Origin of the sequence: Paraeggerthella sp. (assembly GCF_048427265.1) — a bacterium.
Lineage (GTDB): Bacteria > Actinomycetota > Coriobacteriia > Coriobacteriales > Eggerthellaceae > Paraeggerthella > Paraeggerthella hominis.
Window position 1 is genome coordinate 40,652 of sequence record NZ_DBFOSR010000055.1, and the last position, 15,060, is coordinate 55,711.

The 15,060-nt window shown below is 64.1% G+C and carries 15 protein-coding genes; 9 read left to right on the forward strand and 6 right to left on the reverse strand.

Translation table 11 applies throughout. The features are described 5' to 3' along the window. Positions 1-7: 7 nt before the first annotated feature. Positions 8-844: a TrmH family RNA methyltransferase gene (locus ACMNI9_RS05375; RefSeq protein ID WP_418831166.1), complete on the reverse strand. Its 837-nt coding sequence runs from the start codon at positions 842-844 to the stop codon at positions 8-10. A 152-nt stretch (positions 845-996) separates the two neighbouring features. On the opposite strand from ACMNI9_RS05375, the gene ACMNI9_RS05380 reads away from it, so the two are divergent. Continuing rightward, the gene (locus tag ACMNI9_RS05380; protein ID WP_418831167.1) at positions 997-1,665 is read left to right on the forward strand and encodes a hypothetical protein; all 669 of its coding nucleotides are present in this window, start codon (positions 997-999) and stop codon (positions 1,663-1,665) included. On the opposite strand, the gene ACMNI9_RS05385 is transcribed toward ACMNI9_RS05380, so the two are convergent. Genes ACMNI9_RS05385 through ACMNI9_RS05395 form a run of 3 tightly spaced genes read right to left on the reverse strand, consistent with a single transcriptional unit; the run spans position 1,662 to position 3,878 of the window. Next, on the reverse strand, positions 1,662-2,312 hold the full coding sequence (locus ACMNI9_RS05385; protein ID WP_418831169.1) for a LysE/ArgO family amino acid transporter: 651 nt from the start codon (positions 2,310-2,312) through the stop codon (positions 1,662-1,664). The genes ACMNI9_RS05380 and ACMNI9_RS05385 overlap by 4 nt on opposite strands. A 4-nt stretch (positions 2,313-2,316) precedes the next feature. Then, complete coding sequence (qatD, locus tag ACMNI9_RS05390; RefSeq protein ID WP_418831171.1) at positions 2,317-3,147, reverse strand: Qat anti-phage system TatD family nuclease QatD; 831 nt, start codon at positions 3,145-3,147, stop codon at positions 2,317-2,319. Next, the gene (locus tag ACMNI9_RS05395) at positions 3,144-3,878 is read right to left on the reverse strand and encodes a tRNA threonylcarbamoyladenosine dehydratase (protein WP_216529600.1); all 735 of its coding nucleotides are present in this window, start codon (positions 3,876-3,878) and stop codon (positions 3,144-3,146) included. The genes qatD and ACMNI9_RS05395 overlap by 4 nt, the downstream gene beginning before the upstream one ends. Positions 3,879-4,272: 394 nt before the next feature. On the opposite strand from ACMNI9_RS05395, the gene ACMNI9_RS05400 reads away from it, so the two are divergent. Continuing rightward, entirely contained in the window at positions 4,273-5,748 is a 1,476-nt protein-coding gene (locus ACMNI9_RS05400) for an ATP-binding cassette domain-containing protein (protein ID WP_418831172.1), read from the forward strand. A gap of 120 nt (positions 5,749-5,868) precedes the next feature. Continuing rightward, on the forward strand, positions 5,869-6,483 hold the full coding sequence (locus ACMNI9_RS05405) for a helix-turn-helix domain-containing protein (RefSeq protein WP_114567505.1): 615 nt from the start codon (positions 5,869-5,871) through the stop codon (positions 6,481-6,483). Here ACMNI9_RS05405 and ACMNI9_RS05410 read toward each other — a convergent pair. Next, positions 6,467-7,537 (reverse strand): hypothetical protein, encoded by a 1,071-nt coding sequence (locus tag ACMNI9_RS05410; RefSeq protein WP_418831173.1) that lies wholly within the window; start codon positions 7,535-7,537, stop codon positions 6,467-6,469. The two genes, ACMNI9_RS05405 and ACMNI9_RS05410, sit on opposite strands and share 17 nt — an antisense overlap. A gap of 191 nt (positions 7,538-7,728) precedes the next feature. Here ACMNI9_RS05410 and ACMNI9_RS05415 point away from each other — a divergent pair, with 191 nt between their 5' ends. Continuing rightward, positions 7,729-9,366: an FAD-binding protein gene (locus ACMNI9_RS05415; protein WP_418831174.1), complete on the forward strand. Its 1,638-nt coding sequence runs from the start codon at positions 7,729-7,731 to the stop codon at positions 9,364-9,366. Positions 9,367-9,373: 7 nt separating this feature from the next. Here ACMNI9_RS05415 and ACMNI9_RS05420 read toward each other — a convergent pair whose 3' ends face one another. Then, a complete protein-coding gene (locus ACMNI9_RS05420; RefSeq protein ID WP_114567507.1) occupies positions 9,374-9,796 on the reverse strand; it encodes an RrF2 family transcriptional regulator in 423 nt (140 codons plus the stop codon). Positions 9,797-10,033: 237 nt separating this feature from the next. Between ACMNI9_RS05420 and sufC the strand changes: the two genes are divergently transcribed. The 5 genes from sufC to sufU all read left to right on the forward strand — a co-directional run. Continuing rightward, on the forward strand, positions 10,034-10,861 hold the full coding sequence (gene sufC / locus ACMNI9_RS05425; RefSeq protein WP_418831176.1) for a Fe-S cluster assembly ATPase SufC: 828 nt from the start codon (positions 10,034-10,036) through the stop codon (positions 10,859-10,861). A gap of 10 nt (positions 10,862-10,871) precedes the next feature. Next, complete coding sequence (gene sufB, locus ACMNI9_RS05430) at positions 10,872-12,284, forward strand: Fe-S cluster assembly protein SufB (protein ID WP_114567509.1); 1,413 nt, start codon at positions 10,872-10,874, stop codon at positions 12,282-12,284. Next, on the forward strand, positions 12,284-13,540 hold the full coding sequence (locus ACMNI9_RS05435; RefSeq protein ID WP_418831177.1) for a SufB/SufD family protein: 1,257 nt from the start codon (positions 12,284-12,286) through the stop codon (positions 13,538-13,540). The genes sufB and ACMNI9_RS05435 overlap by 1 nt, the downstream gene beginning before the upstream one ends. Next, complete coding sequence (locus tag ACMNI9_RS05440) at positions 13,537-14,763, forward strand: aminotransferase class V-fold PLP-dependent enzyme (protein ID WP_418831178.1); 1,227 nt, start codon at positions 13,537-13,539, stop codon at positions 14,761-14,763. Before ACMNI9_RS05435 ends, ACMNI9_RS05440 begins: the two co-directional genes overlap by 4 nt. Then, on the forward strand, positions 14,756-15,060 hold a 305-nt coding region (gene sufU, locus ACMNI9_RS05445; protein WP_418831179.1), incomplete at its 3' end, for a Fe-S cluster assembly sulfur transfer protein SufU. The genes ACMNI9_RS05440 and sufU, both read left to right, overlap by 8 nt.

A 15,060-nucleotide genomic window follows, 5' to 3' on the forward strand; every position in this document is an offset into this window, starting at 1 on the left:
CTTGCCCCTATCGCCACTTCGTGCGCAGCTCCCAAAAGGCGACGGCGCTTGCGGCAGCCACGTTCAGGGAATCCACGTCGTGGTCCATGGGGATCTTCACCGTGTAGTCGCATGCCGCCACGGTGGACGGCGCAAGGCCGTCGCCTTCGGTTCCCAGCACCAGAGCTAGCTTCTCGCATGCGCGCAAGCGCTCGTCGTGCAGCGGGATCGAATCGTCGGAAAGCGCCAGCGCAGCAGCCTTGAATCCCAGCTCATGCAGCAAGGCCACGCCTTCGACGGCCCATTCGCGCACGCCGCCGATGCGCGTCCACGGCACCTGAAACACCGTGCCCATGGACACGCGGGCGGCACGACGGTACAGCGGGTCGTGGCACGAAGGCGTGATCAGCACCGCATCGATGCCGAGCGCAGCGGCGGAGCGAAACACGGCGCCGATGTTCGTGTAGTTCGTGATGTCCTCCAGCACCGCAACGCGGCGCGCATCGGCCAACAGATCCTCCACCGACGGGAGCGGCGGGCGCTCGAACGCCGCCAACGCCCCGCGCGTCACCTGGTAGCCGGTCAGAGCGTGAAACTGCTCGCGCGTTGCCACGAACGCTGGAAGTTCGGGATCGATCCGCAGCAGCCGATCGATCAGCGGCATCGTCTGGTCGAGCCAGCATTCTTCCACGAACAGCGAAACCGGACGCGCCCCGGCGGCGAGCGCGCGCTCGATAACCTTGCGCGACTCCCCTATGAACAGGCCGCTTGCAAAGTCCGGACAATCCCGCAACTGCGCGTCGGTCATGCCGGAATACACCGCCAAGCGCGCGTCGTCCAAACCTTCCAAATGAATCAGCGGCATAGCTTCCCCTTTCAGTCGGCGAACATGGTACCACGCGAACGGAAGCGTCGAGCGTATGACGAATCCGCCCCATTGCAGACGCGCAGCCGCTCGCCGGTCGGCGATGCTCTATACTTTTCGCATGTAACGGGCACGGATTCAAAGGGGGCCTTATGGCCGCAACCGTCAAAACGCTTTTGGAACACCACGGCGAGCTGTACTGGGGCACGCGCCAAGCAAATCCGGGATACCACTACGGGCTGTCGCTCGATATCGGGGAAAACGGCGTTGCCGCGCAGGTGGTCTACGTGATGAGCGATCTCGATGAAAACGACAGCCCCGTCGTCACGCCCGAGATGCTCATGTCGTGCTATACCGTAACCGATCTGGAAGCCAACGGCATCGTCCCGAGCGACCTCATGGACGAAGAAGACAACGACTCCGTCAAAGGCTGGTACTGCATCGAAGAGTCGTTCTTCCCCGGAAACCAGGTTGAAGCGCTGCAGGAGAGCAACGCTCAGCTTGACGGCTATCTGGGCATCGTGCTGGACATCATGCTCGTTTCGCCCGAAGAGGTAGCGGCGGGCATGCCGTCGCTCGACGACATCTCGTTTTTCGACCTTCTGAGCGAGCTTGAGGGGAATCGCGGAGCGCATCGATTCCGGCGCGCTGGCGAAACCGCTGCCGTTCGGCTTCCGCCTTGTCGGCGACGCGCTGTTCGGCTGGGAATTCGCCGACGAAGAGGACTGGCGCTAACGCACAGGCAACGCGATCCCCGCAAAGGCGCGCCCTGCGCGGGGATCTTCGCAAAAAGCACCGGGGAGCGCGATCGAAACGCTTAGGCGCCCAGGCCGAAGAACGCGGCAACAAGACGCATGCCGTACAGCACCACGACTATCCCGCAAACCACATTCACCACGCGCAGCATGCCGTCGCTGAACCGGCTGCCCAGCGCGTTCACGGCAAGGGCGATCCCCTGAAACCACACGAGCGACGCCGAGCACGCTCCAACCACGAACGCAATGCCTTCCGCACCGACGAACGTCGCGCGAAAGGCGCCCAGCATCAAGGCGCCGTCGACGAGCGCTTGCGGATTGCACCAGGTAACCACGAACGCCGCCGAAACGATCGACGCGAAGCCGGCCTCGCGTCCGAAGCGCGGAGCTTTTCTCGAAGCACCGGAAGCCGCTTGTGCGGCGGGATCTTTGCGCTTCGCCGCGATGAGACGAACGCCTATCACGACTACCAGAAGGCCGCCGACCAGCTGAATTGCACGAGACAGGCCGGGCACTGCATCCATAAGCAAGCCAATACCGAAAAAACTCGCGAGCGTCAACGTCATGTCGAACAGCGTAACCGCAAGCGAAGTCGCAAGGGCGCGCCGTCGAGTGCCGGAAACCGCCGCATTGATCACGAACAGGTTCTGCATTCCAATTGGCGCCAAATACGCCAAGCCCATCGCAAAGCCCTGCAGCAAGACGGCAACCATGGCCCTATCCTTCCAGCCTGGAATCGTCTTCGAGCAACAACGCGCTGGTAGCGGCAATCCGCATACCCAGATCAGCAGCCGATTCGTCACGCAAACCCGCCAGATCGACCAGCGCGCGTTCAAGAAGCCCTCTCCACGCACCGGCTTCAAGGGACGCCCCCGGCGCAGAGGGCTCGTCAGTTTCCAGCAACAAACGCTCGCGGGGCACGGCCTGCGCATAGGCGCGCCCGCGCTTCGTGGCCAGCATGCGCGGGCCTACCGAAAAGAAGCAGCCGAGCCGTATCGCGCGCTGCAGATCATCGGACGAGCCCGAGAACCAATGGAACACGCATGCACTGTCCTCTGTCGCGCGATGCCGTTCGAGCGCATCGAGGACCGCGCCCGCCGCGCGCACCGCATGAAGCGTTAGCACCTTGCCGCCCAGGTTGGCACATGCAGAGACCACGCGATCGAACGCGCGCTCCTGCGCCTCGCGCGATGCAACGTGCCTTGTACCGAAGTCCAGTCCGATCTCGCCGACGAATCGAGTCGATCCCACCAGATGCTCGAACCGCTCCAGCGCCCGGTTCGCGCCGTCTGAATCGCCTTCGGCCACCCACCAGGGATGCAGGCCCAAGGCCACGCGCACGTTGCCGCACGCTGCCAACTCCTGCACGGCGCGCTCGTAGCCCTCGGGCGTCACCGTTGCCGAGAAGGCGCTCACACCAAGCTCATCAAGGCCGGCTGCAAGCGAAGCCGCATTCGGTGCGAAGTCCACATGGCAGTGCATGTCGAAAAGGCGCATCGACGAAACGTCGCCGTCGATCGCCGAAGATGCCGTCCCCAAAATAGTCACTGACCGATTCCCGCCAGCTCGCGAAGCACCTCGCCCGCAATCATCTGCCCCATGATGGGCGGCACGTACGATGCGGTGCCCAGGTTCGATCGCTCGCGCCGCGCAGCTCCTTCGCGCACGGGCACCTCGACCGGCTGCTCGCATGAATACAGCACCCGCAGACTGCGAATGCCGCGCTTGCGACCTTCCTTGCGCATGATGCGGCACAGCGGGCAGTTCACCGTTTCGTACACGTCCGCCGCGCGAAAGCACTCGGGATGCAGCTTGTTCGCCGCTCCCATGCTGCTGATCAGGCGCATGCCCTCGCGGTCTGCATATTCAGCGATCGCCAGCTTCGTGGAAATGGTGTCGATCGCGTCCACCACGTAGTCGGCACGCGCGCCGAACTCGCCCAAAAGAGCGGGGGCGTTTTCGGCTAGCACGAACGTATCCAGCGCCTCTACCTGGGCGTTCGGGTTGATGTCGGCCACCATGGCGCGCACCACCTCCGTCTTTTTGCGCCCGATGGTGCTATGAAACGCAATGGCCTGACGATTGATGTTGCTCGCCTGCACCACATCGTGGTCGACCACGATCAAGCGCCCCACCCCGCCGCGTGCGAGCGCTTCGACGCAGTTCGATCCCACGCCGCCCAAGCCCAGCACCATGACGGTGGAGGCAGCCAGGCGCTCGACGCCTTCTCGGCCCATGATCAATTCGAGTTTCGATACGGCATCGTCTGCAGCGCTCATGGCAATCCTTTCTATCGGCGAACATGGTAGCATTGCGCAACTCCCAAACGAAGCAGAGGACGGAAGCTGGGCGCGAATCAGCGCTTTAGGACCGGCGACCCCGCCATGCGCTCGGAGCGCTTGCCTGCACGCCCGGACGCGTGCTACACTCGCACGGCAACGTTTCGCGGACGCCCCCATGCCAAGCGCCCGCCACTCCAAGGAGAGCGATACATGAAGTTCTAGCGATGCCCCAACCCCGACGTATCCCGGCGCCTGCACGGCGCTCGGCCCTGCGCGGACTCGCATCGCAGATCCATACGCTCGACCCAACGCCCTCGCGCCGCTCAGCGCGCCGGCGAACCCCCTACGCGAACATCCGCATGCAGGGCCTCCAAATCCACAGGAGGTCTTCATGGTTCTCACCTTGCACGATATCGGCTACGCCTACCCCGGGTCGCCCGCACCCGCCATCGAACACGTCTCGGCTACGTTCGCCGAAGGTTGGTGCGGCGTCATCGGCGACAACGGCTGCGGCAAGAGCACGCTCGCACGCATCGCATGCGGCCTGATCCAGCCCGACATCGGCAGCGTCTTTCCCCAGCGCACGGCAACGTACTGCCCCCAAGACGCCGTCACCTCGCCCGATCTGCTGTACGACTTCGCATGCGATTTCTCCCGCCACGCAATCGCGCTGCGCGAAAATCTAGGCATTGAAGACGACATGCCCTGGCGCTTCGACGAACTTAGCTTTGGGGAGCGCAAGAAAATCCAAGTGGCCGTGGCGCTTTGGCAAGACCCCGACGTATTGGCGCTCGACGAGCCCACGAACCACGTAGACGCGCCTTGCCGCGCCGCCATTGCGCAAGCGCTCAAGGGCTATCGCGGCATCGGCATCCTCGTATCGCACGATCGCGAGCTATTGAACGCCCTGGTCGAACGCTGCCTCATGTTCGAAGGCGGAACCTGGTCCATGCGCCCGGGAACCTACGACGAAGCGCGCACGCAGCATGAACGCGAGCGCGCCGAAGCCCTGGCCAAGCGGGCAACCGCCAAGCGAGAGGCCGAACGCCTGACAGCCGAAGCGAACGAGCGGGCCCAGCAAGCCGCGAGAACGGCCGCCCGGTTGAGCGCCCGGCACCTGGACAAGCACGATAGCGACGGAAGGGAGAAGCGTCGGCTTGCCGTATACTCCGGACAGGACGGCAAGACCGGCGCGCTCGCGTCGAACATGGACGCACGCGCCGGACGGGCTCGACAGGAAGCGCAGGGCATCCGCACGGCGAAACGCTACAACGGGTCGCTCTGGCTGGAGTCGAAACCCCATCCGCGCGCAACGCTCCTGCTCATGGACGAACACGCCATCCCCTGCGGGCAGGGTCGGCTCGAGCTTCCGAAACTCGCCCTCGGAAACACCGATCACATCGGCATCTCCGGACCGAACGGTGCGGGCAAATCGACGCTCGTACGCCACCTGCTTCAACAGCTTCCCAACGACATCGCCGTCCTGACGATCCCGCAGGAAGTGTCGCCCGCCGAAGCAAGGCGCATAGCGAACGACCTGCTTTCAACCGACGAAGCCCGCATGGGACGCCTGCTCTCGATCGTCACCCAGCTCAACTCGAACGCAAAACGCATCCTGGCCGGGAGCGAAGTGAGTCCGGGGGAGCTGCGCAAATTGATGCTGGCTCAAGGCATGCTGGACGAGCCGGCGCTCATCGTGATGGACGAACCCACCAACCACCTGGACCTGCATTCGGCAGAAGCGCTCGAACGCGCGCTTGCGGCTTACCCCGGCGCGCTCGTTGCCGTATCGCACGACCAGGCGTTTCTGAACGCTTGCACCAGCACGCGCTGGCACGTGGAAGGAGGGCGCGTGAGCGTGCGATGATCGAGCCTTTCCCAAGCGCTCCACGAAGCGTAGGTTGCCCGCACGCGAAGGCAGCCCCATAATCGATGCAATCGAAACAGGGTCGTTGCAGACCGCCACAACCACCGAACGGAGCACTTCATGTCCACCTACATTACCGGCGACACCATCCGCAAGCTGCGCGAGCGAAAAGGATGCACGCAGCGCGAGCTTGCCAGCCGCCTCGGCGTCACCGACAAAGCGGTTTCCAAATGGGAAACGGGAAAGGGGCTTCCCGACATCACGCTGGTCGAGCCTTTGAGCGCGGCGCTCGACGTGTCGGTGGCGGAGCTGCTTTCGGGGGAATGCGCCCACAACTCGAATCGCTGCGCCAACATGCTGCGCACGCGGTTCTACGTCTGCCCCCTGTGCGGCAACGTCGTCCATGCAACCGGCGAGGGCGCGTTCAGCTGCTGCGGCATCCTGCTCCCCGCCCTTGACGCCGAAGACGCAGACTCTGCCGACAGCGTCCATCGTCTGGAAATCGACGTGGTGGAACACGACTTCTACGTAACGATGGACCACCCCATGACGAAGCAGCATTTCGTCAGCTTCATCGCCTACGCCACAACGGACCGCCTGCACCTGCGCAAACTGTACCCGGAGCAAAACGCCGAGGCGCGCTTCCCCATCATGGGGTCGGGAACCGTCTACGCTTTTTGCAACCAACACGGCCTGTTCAAAGCGAAAGCCGCACGGCCTAAGCCGTCACGCTAGCCGAACCGCCCGACGGGCTCGCAGGCGGTTGCGAGCTCGTCGGGGTGGTCGAACCTGCGGATGATCCCGAGCCGGAACTCGAGCCCGAACCCGTCGCAGAGCCCGAGCCAGACGACCCGGAACCGCCACCCGGCGTCGTTCCCGATCCCGAACCGCTGCCGCTGCCGGCCGACCCGCCAGCATCGCCGCCGGCGTCCGATCCCGATCCGCCCGACGTCCCCGATTCGGATCCGCCCGCGCCCGACGAACCAGAACCGGAACCGCCGCTCGTGCCAGAGCCGGCGCCGGAGTCCGAACCGCCGGAAGTCGACCCGCCCGTATTCGACGATCCCTCTTGAGCGCTTGAAGACCCCGATCCCGCCGAGGAACCGCCGTATCCATCGGAGCTCTGCGAGCCGCCGTTCGCCGCCGAACCCGCTGACCCGGACTGGCCCTGCCCGACCGAGGCGCCGCCCACGTCCTGTGGCGCCTCCTGCTTCTGCACCGAAACGAGAGGCTCCGGCCGCGCGCCGAAACCTTCGCCCTGCGTGATCAGGTTGATCGCAAAAGCGGATACCAGCACCGCCACCATTGCGGAAACGGCGGAAACGGCAACGATCCTGCGCTGCGTCCTGCGCTTGCGCTCGCGATTGTCGCGAACCCGCTGCGCCGTCACATCGCCAAGAAGCGCAGCGTCCCCGATCCGAGGCGTGAGCGACCGACGCACGGTGGTCGGCCGCAGCACCGCCGTTTCACCGGCAGGCGGCAAAACGACGGTCGGCGCATCGCCCGAACCGCCATCGGGCACGTAGCCCGGCTCGCCCGGCTTCAACTCGCGCAGCTTTTCGGCCGAGGCGGTAAAGAACTTCTTGTACAGTTGCGACGCCACCGCCGAAACGATGGAGCCCACGCCCACGCCGATCACCGATCCGTAAATGCCTATTTGAGACGCCAGCAACATGGAAGTAACGGCCGCAAGCGCACCGGCAGCCACCTGCGGCAACGACAGGTCGTCGAACAGCGTGCGCAGCGAACCGCCCTTCCCGGCGTTTTCATCACGTGCATTCCGCTCCATCGTGCGTCCTCCTTGCGAACTCCGGCGTTCGCCCATTCGTTTTCTCGTCTTCGAACATACCCCACTCATGTCGTATGCTTATGTGGTTCATCTAAACGTTATCAGCAAGCCACAGAACGTCCAATCCTCCACCGCGATGCAGTGGCCGCAAAGCTTGGACGATCGAACGCGAACATGAAATGCGAGACTGTATGCACTTGAACCGATCAAAGCACTTCGACGTCCTGGTGATAGGTTGCGGCATAGCCGGAACCATGGCGGCGATCTCGGCAGCACGCGCGGGCGCGCGCACGGCAATCGCCAGCCTGGGACCCCTGTTCTCGGGCTCGAGCTTCTACCCGGGCACCTGGGGCCTGGGGCTCATCGGCCCCGAGTCGCCCTCCGACGAAGCCGATCTTGCAAGCTGCATTCTCGATGTGGGCTGCGGCATGGCCGACCCCGCGCTGGTCGCGTCGTTCGTCAGCGGCATCTCCGACGGAATCGAGCAGTTGGAAGCGCTCGGCGTAACGCTCAAGGAGCCAAAGCGAGCGCAGGAACGCGAGTTCATCCCCTGCTTCGATCGCAAGCACCGGCTGTGGCGCGGCATCGAACGCAACCCCTTCGAGCAGGCCGCAACCGCCGAGCTTGCGCGCTTGAACGTCGTCGCGCTTTCCCCTTGGGAACTAATCGACCTGGTCGTCCACGAAAAGGAGATCGCGGGCGCCATGCTGTTCGACCACGCGGCGCAGTCGTTCGAGCTGGTCGCATGCGGTGCCGTCGTGCTGGCAACGGGCGGCTACGGCGGACTGTTCGAGCGTCGGCTCACGGCGGACGACGTGCAGGGAACCGCCCAAGCCCTTGCGCTGCGCAGCGGCTGCACGCTTGTCAACCTGGAGTTCATGCAGATGATGCCCGGCCTCGTCCGCCCGAAAAGCGGCATCGTGTTCAACGAGAAAACGTTTCGCTTCGCCCAGTTGCTCGACGCCGAGGGACGCGACGCGCTCCGCGAGGTCGAAAACGCTCGGCTTGCGTTGGAAGCGCGTTCGGGACACGGACCCTTCACGGCCCGGCTCGCATCGCGCGACGTGGATCTTGCGCTGGCGAACGCAGGTCCGAGCGGCCTGAACGTGCACTACCGTCTTGACGGCACCTCCCCGCTGCCCGAGTTCGTGCGCACGTACTTCGACTGGCTGGAGCGAGACCGCGACATCCGAATCGACGACGAATTGGCCATCGCCCCGTACGCCCATGCGGCGAACGGGGGCATCCTCATCGACGAGCATGCGGCAACCGGCGTTGACGGGCTTTACGCCTGCGGCGAGGCAACCGGCGGCATGCACGGCGCCGACCGCATCGGCGGCCTTTCAAGCGCGAACGGCATCGTGTTCGGCCTGCGAGCAGGAGCATCGGCGGCAGCCCGTGCCGCAAGGGCGAATCCGCGAAGCAGCCGCCCACCGCATGCTCGCGCCGCCTTTGAAGGAATCGGCATCGAGCACGGCTCGGACATCAGAAAAGCGCTGAGGCGCATCATGACCGACAGCTGCATGATCGCAAGAAGCGAGCGCGGCTTGAGTGCAGCCCGGGAAGCCCTGGAGAACTTGACCGCGCAAGCCGAATCCGAAAAACGCCGAACCGAAGACCCGCGCCAGGTTGCGGGAGCGGCGCGCATCACGGCCCAGCTGACGCTTGCGCGATCCATCGTGGAAGCGGCGCGCACGCGCACCGAAAGCCGCGGGGCGCACTATCGCCTCGACTTCCCCGCCTCGGATCCCGCCCAAGCGCGGCCGCTTGCCGTCAGCCTGGGAAGAAACGGCAGCCCCGTAGCGCGGCCGCTGCACCAACGCCGCTGAAGCCGCATCACGAACGTACTGCCGGGATCATCGCCAGGTCGGCCAACGTCACGCCGTCGACATAGTCCTCGATCGTCTTGTCAAGACCGGCCCAGAAGCGAACGGTGGTGCACTCCGACAAGCGCGGACATCGATCGTCGCCGTCAAGGCCCATGCACGCCACCGGAGCCGTGCTGCCTTCCACCACGCGCAGCACGTCCCCGGCCCTGATGGCGGCAGGATCGCTTGCCAATACGTAGCCGCCTCCCTTTCCGCGGACGCTGCGAAGCAGCCCCGCCTGAACAAGCGGACGAGCAAGCTGCTCAAGGTACTTGAACGAGATATCCTCCCGCTCGGCAACCTCGCGCAGGGCAACCTTCGCACCGTCGCCCGCCTGAGCTACGTACACCATAAGCCGCAAAGCATAGCGACCCTTTGTCGATACGAGCATTGAAACTCCTTCCCTCTACGCCGCACGAACTCCGGCGGAATCAGCGCACCGGCCACCTGCCGGGCACCGAACGTTTTGCATAAATTCTATCAACTTTCTAGGATTACTGCTTGACTTTTCACAGTATCGGATTATTTTAATCCTAGTAAAGCTATATGATTAAATCACGACGAGAGATTTCGGGCAATGCACCTACCAAGACAGGCCACCCGCCCCGAAAACGAAAGGAACGTTCGTATGACCGAAAAGAGCACGCTCCTGTCCGTACAGGGGCTTACCGCCTCAGCCAACGAAACAGTTATTCTCGATGCCATACATTTGGATATCGGATCAGGTGAAACCCACGTCATCATGGGCCCGAACGGCGCCGGCAAGTCAACGCTCGGCCACGTTGTCATGGGCAGTCCCGTCTACACGGTCGAAAGCGGAACGGTGGAATTCGACGGCCAGGACATCACCGACCTCGCCCCGGACAAGCGCTCGCGCGCAGGGCTGTTCCTGAGCTTTCAGGCGCCGGTCGAGATACCGGGCGTCCCCGTTTCCAGTTTTCTGCGCGCCACCACGGCGGGTCGCGAAGGGCTCGATATGAAGGGCAAGCTGTTCCGCAAGCACGTGCGCGACCTTGCGCAAGAGCTGGACATGGATCCCGCCTACCTCGACCGAGAACTGGGCGTGGGCTTCTCCGGCGGCGAGAAGAAGAAGCTCGAGATGTTGCAGCTTTTGCTGCTGCGTCCGAAATTGGCCATTCTGGACGAAACGGACTCCGGCCTTGACGTCGATGCCTTGGGCGTGGTCTCGCGAGGCATCGATGCGTACCGTCGCTCGTGCGAGGGCACGCTGGCCATCATCACCCACAACACTCGCATCCTGGAGCGGTTGGACATCGACCGCGTCCACGTGCTGGTGCGCGGACGCATCGTCGAAAGCGGGGACGCGTCGCTCATCCGCGAGATAGACTCCCACGGTTTCGAGCGCTTCGAGCTCATGGATCAGGCCAACAATGCTCCCGTCGATGTGGCAAGCACCGGTTGCGATGCGCAGCATGGCTGCACCGCAACCGCGTAGGGAGGAAGCCATGACGAAGCAACGGACGCACGTCGACGACATCGACCGCAGCCTCTACGATTTCGCAAACGACGAAACCGGCATCGAACGCCTTGATGCGGGCCTTACGCCGTCCATCGTGCGCGAGATCTCCGAACGCAAGAACGAACCCGCATGGATGCTGGACTTTCGCCTGCAATCCCTCGATACGTACCATCGCATGAAAAACCCTGACTGGGGACCCGGGCTGGACGGCCTTGACATGGACGACATCGCCACGTACGTAAAGCCCCGCACGGAAATGCAAAGCGACTGGGACAGCCTTCCCGACGACGTCAAAAACACGTTCGACCGCCTGGGAATACCCGAAGCGGAGCGCGAGTACCTTGCCGGCGTGGGAGCGCAATACGATTCCGAGCTGGTCTACCACAGCATGCAAGACACCGCGGCCGGTATGGGCATCGTCTACTCCGGCATCGAAGAGGCGCTATTGAATCCGGATTGGGAGCCGCTCATCAAGGAAAAATTCATGACGCTCATCCCGCCCACCGATCACAAGTTCGCCGCGCTGCATGGCGCAGTATGGAGCGGCGGATCGTTCGTCTACGTTCCGAAGGGCGTGAAGCTCGACTTCCCCCTGCAAAGCTACTTCCGCTTGAACGCGAAGGGAGCCGGCCAGTTCGAGCACACGCTCATCATCGTGGAAGACGGTGCTGACCTGCACTTTATCGAGGGCTGTTCCGCCCCGAAGTACAACGTGGCCAACCTGCACGCCGGCGCGGTGGAGCTGTTCGTCGGCAAGAACGCGCGCCTGCGCTATTCGACCATCGAGAACTGGTCGAAGAACATGTACAACCTCAACACCAAGCGCGCCCGCGTAGACGAAGGCGGATCCGTGGAATGGATCAGCGGATCCTTCGGCAGCCACGTGGGCTACCTCTATCCCATGTCCATCCTTGCCGGGCGGAAAAGCACCTGCACGTTCACCGGCATCACCTTCGCCGGAGCGGGGCAGAACCTCGACACGGGCTGCAAAGTGGTGCTTGCCGCGCCCGACACGTCCGCGTCCATTGAAACGAAATCCATCTCGAAAGGCGGCGGCATCTCGACGTTCAGGTCCTCCATCGTAGCTACCGAAGCGGCGAAAGGATCCGCGGCCAGCGTGTCGTGCCAGTCGCTCATGCTCGACGACCTCAGCCGCTCGGACACTATCCCGGCCATGGACATCCGCTGCAAGCACGTGGACATCGGCCACGAGGCCACCATCGGCCGCATCGGAGACGACAAGGTCTTCTACCTGATGAGCCGCGGCGTATCCGAGGAAGAGGCGCGCACGATGATCGTGAACGGCTTCGCCGACCCCGTGTCGAAGGAGCTGCCCCTTGAGTACGCCGTGGAAATGAACAACCTGATCAAGCTTGAAATGGAAGGGGCCATCGGATAATGGAAACCCTCACGATAGAACACGCGAACGCCATGCCCGCCCCCACGTGGCACAGGCTTCGCATGAACGATGCGGACATCGAGCTGCCCGCCAACTTGAAGCATGCGCGCTGCGTGGAGACGCTTGCGCCGTCGTCGCTCGTCGGCAAGGCGAACGCGTTCGACCATGCGCTCGAACGCGCCCAGGCAGCGCTCGACGAAAGGACGCCCGCGTCGGAAGCCGAGCCTCGAGCCATCGTCGCGGCAGCCTGCGGCACGACCGACCCCGCCGACCTGGACGTTCCCGCGCTTACCCCCTTTCAGCGGGTTGCCGCAGAAAGGGAGCTGGAAAACAGCATGGTGGAGGCATTTGAAACGGGCATGGGCCGTCAGGCACGGGAATATCTTGAATTCGCAGCAGGAGATTCCATTGTGCTGGCCACGAGCCCTGGGGAAACCGCGCGCGCATCCATTCGCATCGAAGGCGTTGACGGCGCGGTCAACGCAGCCGCCATCGACCTGGTCGCGGCGCCGAACTCGTCGCTTGCGCTTACCGTCACGATGGACTCCCCCCGTGCGGGCGAAGGCGTGGTCGGGACGCGCATCCGCGCGTTCGTCGGCGAAAACGCCCGCATCGACCTTGTTTGCACGCAAACGCTCGACGACTCCTGGACGGCGCTCGACGACACCGGCATCGTGCTCGACCGAAACGCCCGCATGACCGTGCGCCACGTCGTGCTGGGCGCGGGCCGCAGCTACACGGGCCTCGCAGCCGACCTGCGAGGAGACGACGCGCGCCTGGATGCGGACACGCGCTACCTGGGACACGCCCAAGAGCAGCGAGACTTCAACTACGTGGCGCATCAGCGGGGCCGACGCACCACCTGCGCCTTCAACGCCAACGGCGTGCTGGCCGGAGCGTCCTCGAAAACGCTGCGCGGGACCATCGAGCTTGTGCACGGATGCAAGGGGTCCGAAGGGTCCGAGCAGGAAACCGTGCTTCTTGCCGACGAGCGCGTGGAGAATCGCACGGTGCCCGTGATCCTCTGCGACGAAGACGACGTAGCCGGAAACCACGGTGCCACGATCGGGCACGTACGCCCGGAGCAGCTGTTCTACCTGGCCAGCCGAGGGGTGTCCCCCGACGCAGCCGAGCGTCTGTTCGTCACCGCCACGTTCGAAGAGGCGGCGCTCAGCGCCAAGGACGACCAAGCGCGCGCCGCCGTAACCCGCCTAGCCACTGCGCGCGGCATCGTTTTCGAGGAGGCAACCGCATGAGCGTCGACATCGCCGCCAATCCGTACCGCAAGGACTTTCCGCTGCTCGAGGCAAACCCAAGCCTGGCGTTTCTGGACAGCGCCGCCACGGCGCAGCGGCCCGCTGCGGTTCTGGACGCCCAACGCGCATTCTACGAGACCATGAACGCGAATGCCCTGCGCGGCCTCTACCGGCTTTCAGTGGACGCCACCCAGGCCATCGACCAGGCTCGTGCGAGCATCGCGCGCTTCATCGGCTCGCACGATGCGCGCGAGCTGGTGTTTTGCCGAAACGCCAGCGAAGCGCTCAACCTGGTCGCAAAGGCTTTCGCACCCACGGTGCTCGAGCCGGGCGACGAAGTGTGCGTCACCATCATGGAGCACCATTCGAACCTCGTCCCGTGGCAGCAAGCATGCCGCAAAGCAGGGGCCAGCCTCGTGTACCTGTACCCCAACGAAAACGGCGTGATCACGGACCAGGAGCTGGATGCCAAAATAGGGCCGAAGACCAAGATCGTGGCTGCCGCGCACGTATCGAACGTTCTCGGGATCGAGAACCCTCTGGCGGCCATGGCCGAGCGCGTCCATGCTCAGGGGGGCTACCTGGTGGTCGACGGCGCCCAGTCGGTGCCCCACATGCCTGTGGACGTGCACGCGATTGGCTGCGACTTCTTCGCGTTCTCGGCGCATAAAGCGTTCGGACCCTTTGGCGTGGGCATGCTCTGGGGCAGCCTGGATCTGCTTGAAGAGATGCCCCCGTTTCTCACGGGCGGCGAGATGATCTCGTCGGTCACGCAGATCGATGCCGTCTGGGCTCCCGTGCCCGAAAAGTTCGAAGCGGGCACGCAGGACGCCGCGGGCATCGCCGCATCCGCTGCGGGCATCGCGTATATCGAGAGCATCGGCTGGGATGCCGTGCAAGCGCGCGAGCAGGCGCTCGTGCGTGCATGCATGGATCGTTTGGCGAAGCTTCCCTACGTCCGCGTTCTCGGTCACCTCGACCCGGCGCAGCACCACGGCGCCGTCAGCTTCAACGTAGACGGCATACACCCGCACGACGTGGCCAGCATCCTCGACGAGCACAACGTTGCGATCCGTGCTGGTCAACATTGCGCGCAGCCGCTGCTGACATGGCTGGGAGAAGAGTCGTGCTGCCGAGCCTCGTTGGCGCTCTACAACGACGAAAGCGATATCGAGGCGCTGATCGCCGGGCTGGAAACCGTATGGAGGACTTTCAATGGCTAGCATCTACACCGCAGCGCTCATGGAGCACAACGCGCACCCCGACTACAAGTACCAGATGGACGAGCCCACGTGCACGCACGACGGCGTGAACCCCAGCTGCGGCGACGAGCTGACGCTGGCGCTGCGCCTGAGGGGCGACGTGATCGAAGAAGCCGCCTTCACCGGCCACGGCTGCGCCGTGAGCCAGGCGGCAGCCGACATGATGGCCGACCTGATCACCGGCGAAACCATCGCCGAAGCGCAGCGCCTTTCCAGCCTCTACCTGGACATGATCAAGGGTCGCCCGCTCACCGACGA